The organism is Leucobacter sp. M11, from assembly GCF_035726885.1.
Classification (GTDB): Bacteria; Actinomycetota; Actinomycetes; order Actinomycetales; family Microbacteriaceae; genus JAPFRB01.
On sequence record NZ_JAPFRB010000003.1, the window covers coordinates 656374 to 656675 of the forward strand.

At 70.5% G+C, this 302-nt stretch carries 1 protein-coding gene; it reads right to left on the bottom strand.

Features of this window, described 5'->3' with window-relative positions; genetic code table 11:
- The coding region (locus OOT08_RS19170; protein ID WP_442916240.1) for a GntR family transcriptional regulator at positions 1-174 on the bottom strand (174 nt) is incomplete at its 3' end.
- Between the last annotated feature and the right edge of the window lie 128 nt (positions 175-302).

A 302-nucleotide genomic window follows, 5' to 3' on the forward strand; every position in this document is an offset into this window, starting at 1 on the left:
GAGCGGGCGGAGAGCCTGGCGGACGGTGCCGCGGCTGACGGAAAACTCCTCGGCGAGGGCGAGCTCGCCCGGGAAGCCGTCCGCGTAGCGCCCGGCGCGCAGCCGGGCATCCAGCTCGTCGTGGATGAGCCGCCACCGGGGGAGCGCGCGTGCGGCCTGGGGATTCCCTGACATGTGCCGTCCCTCCTTGGTGAATGTCTAGACATTTGCATACGATGGCTGTTGCTCGCCATTATCCCCCACGCCCAGGAGGCTCGTCGTGTCCCCTTCCCCCGCATCCACCCCGGGCTCCCGGTCCCGGT